Source organism: Paracraurococcus ruber, assembly GCF_004353985.1.
GTDB lineage: Bacteria > Pseudomonadota > Alphaproteobacteria > Acetobacterales > Acetobacteraceae > Paracraurococcus > Paracraurococcus ruber.
Map to the genome: position 1 here is coordinate 1 of NZ_SMOA01000468.1, position 2,776 is coordinate 2,776.

2 protein-coding genes are annotated in these 2,776 nt (G+C 78.1%); both read right to left on the reverse strand.

What is annotated here, in order from left to right; translation table 11 throughout:
- Window positions 1-87: 87 nt before the first annotated feature.
- Window positions 88-1,407, reverse strand: coding sequence for an HlyD family type I secretion periplasmic adaptor subunit (locus tag E2C05_RS30820; RefSeq protein WP_133223428.1), 1,320 nt, complete (start codon window positions 1,405-1,407; stop codon window positions 88-90).
- Window positions 1,397-2,776, reverse strand: a 1,380-nt coding sequence (locus E2C05_RS30825; protein WP_133223429.1) for an ATP-binding cassette domain-containing protein, incomplete at its 5' end; no start/stop codon positions are given. The genes E2C05_RS30820 and E2C05_RS30825, both read right to left, overlap by 11 nt.

Consider the following 2,776-nt stretch of genomic DNA (forward strand, 5'->3'; position numbering starts at 1 on the left):
CGCTGGCGGCGCTGCTGCGGCGCATCGCGGGCGACGCGTGACCGCGGCGCGGCGGCCGGCGCGGCCGGGCGCCCGCCCCGCCCTGCCCTATTCCTCCCGCAGCGCCTTCCGCATCCCGTCCAGCAGCGGGCTGACGAAATAGTCCAGCGGGCTGCGGGCGCGGCCGAGGATCAGCACATCCGCCGGCATGCCGGGGGACAGCGCGACCTCCGGCGGCAGGTCGCGCAGCGCCCCGTCCTCCAGCCGCGCCCGCACCAGGAAGAAGGGCTGGCCCTGCGGGTTCACCTGCCGGTCGGCGCCGACATAGACCAGCTGCCCCGGCAGCGGCGGCACCTTGCGGTGCGGGAAGGCGGTCAGGCGGACATTCACCCGCTGGCCGACCGCCACGCGCTCGATCTCGGCGGGGCTGACCGCGGCTTCCACCAGCAGCGCATCCTGCGCCGGGACGATGTCCAGCACCGGCTGCCCGGCGGTGATGGAGCTGCCCGGCGTGAAGAAGCGCAGGTCGGTCACCACGCCATCCTCCGGCGCCGTCACCACGCTGCGGCGCAGCAGCTCCTCGGCCGCCGACAGCCGGGCGCGGGCATCCGCCAGCTCCGTCACCGCCGCCTGCATGTCGAGCGCCGCCTCGTTGCGCCGCGTGCTGGCCAGGTTCAGCAATTCCAGCTCGGCCTGCGCCACCGCCTGCGCCGCCTCCGCGGCGCGCGCCTCCAGCTCCCCGACATTCCCCTCCTGCTCGGCGATGGCGCGCTGCAATTCCATGTGGCGCAGCCGCGTCGCATAGCCATTGGCCAGCAGGTCGCGCACCCCGGCCAGCTCCTGCCGCAGCAGCGCCAGCCGCGTGCCGGTCGCCTGGATCTGCGCCCGGCTGGCGGCGATCTGCTGGTGCAGCTGCGCGATGCGGCGGCGCTGCACCGCGACGCTGCCCTCATAGCTTTCGCGGCGGGAGGCGAAGAGGGTGCGCTCGGCCGCCAGCAGCGGCGCGGCGATCGCCGGCGGCGCCAGGCGCTGCAGGCCCTCGGGGAACAGCAGCGCCGGCGCCTCCTCCATCTCGGCCCGCAGGCGGATGCTGCGCGCCTCGGCCGAGACGATGCGGATCAGCGACTGCTCGACCAGGGCGCGGGCCTGGCTGTCGTCCAGCAGCAGCAGCACCTCGCCGGCGGCGACCGGGGCGCCTTCCCGCACCCGCAACTCCCGCAGGATGCCGCTGTCGAGCAGCGAGACGGTCTTGCGCTTGCCCTGCGCGACCAGGGAGCCGGCGGCCGGCACGGCGCTCTCCAGCCGGGCGATGGCGGCCCAGCCCAGCAGCCCGCCGAAGCCCAGCAGCACGACGGCGAGGCTGGCCAGCGCCAGCCGCCGCAGGGACGGTGCCTCGAAGGGCGACGGAACCACGAGGTCAGCCTGCATCCGTCCCCTCCCCCGGCGCGGCCCCGCACGCCGACCGGTCCCGCGGTCCCTGGTCCCCGGCGGGCGGCAATTCCACCACCCGGTCGGCGATGCCGCGCAGCCCGGCGCGGTGGCTCACCGCCAGGATGGCGGCGCCGCGGGCGCGGGCGGCCTGCAGCGCCGCCGCCAGCACCTGCTCCCCGGCGTGGTCGAGCCCGGCATCCGGCTCGTCCAGCACCAGCACCGGCGGGTCGCCGAACAGCGCGCGCGCCAACGCCAGGCGCTGCATCTCGCCGCCCGAGAAGGCGCGGCTCAGCGGCCCGATCGCCGTCGCATAGCCGCGCGGCAGGCGGCCGATCGCCTCATGCAGGCCGGCGGCGCGGGCAGCCGCCACCAGCGCCTCCGGCGTGGCCGGGCCGAAACGGGCGATGGTCTCGGCCACCGTGCCCTCCATCACCTGCGGCCGCTGCGGCAGCCAGCCGATCCGCCCCGCCCAGGCCGCCGCCGGGGCGGCGAGGCCGGCGGCGAAGGCGCGGCCGGACGCCGGCGGCAGCACCCCGGCGGCGATGCGCAGCAGGCTGGACTTGCCGCTGCCATTCGGCCCAGTCAGCAGCACCATCTCCCCCGGCGCGACGCTGAGGGAGAGGCCGGCCAGCACCGCCTGCTGCCGGCCCGGCGGGTGGATGGCGATCGCCTCCAGCATCAGGCCGGGCGATGGGTCCATGCCGCCCGGGGCCGCGCCCTGCGGCGGCGGCCCGGCCTCGGTCCGCGCCAACGCCGCCGCGACCCGGTCCCAGGCCAGCCGCGCCCCGGCCACCGCCCGCCACTGCGCCAGCACGGAATCGAGCGGCGCCAGCAGCATGGCCAGCAGCAGGTTGGCGCCCAGCACGGCGCCCGGCGTCGCCTCGTGCCGCAGCACCAGCAGCGCGGCCAGCGTCACCGCGCCAGCCTGCAGCAGGCCGCGCAGCAGCCGGGCCGCGCCGGCCCAGCCCTCCCCCCGGCAGGACGCCGTAGCCATGGCGTCCAGCGCCGCGCCCTGCCCGGCCCGCCAGCGGGCGGCGATGGCCGGGCCCATGCCCAGCCCGTCCCGCACCGTCTCGTCCCGCAGCAGGCCGGCGGTGCCGCCGATGGCGCGCTCCATCCTCTCCTGCGCCTGGGCCAGGCGGGGCCGCGCCGCGCCATCGGTCAGCAGCGCCAGGGCCAGCAGCGCGCAGGCGGCGGCCAGGCCGTACCAGCCCAGCGCCGGATGCAGCAGGAACAGCAGCGCCAGCAGCAGCGGGCCGAGCGCGAGGTCGAGCGGCGCCGCCGCCCCCGGCCCGGCGAGAAAGGCGCGCAGCGCCTGCAGGTCGGCCAGCGCCTGGCCGCCGCCCCGCAGGTCGCCGCCCACGGC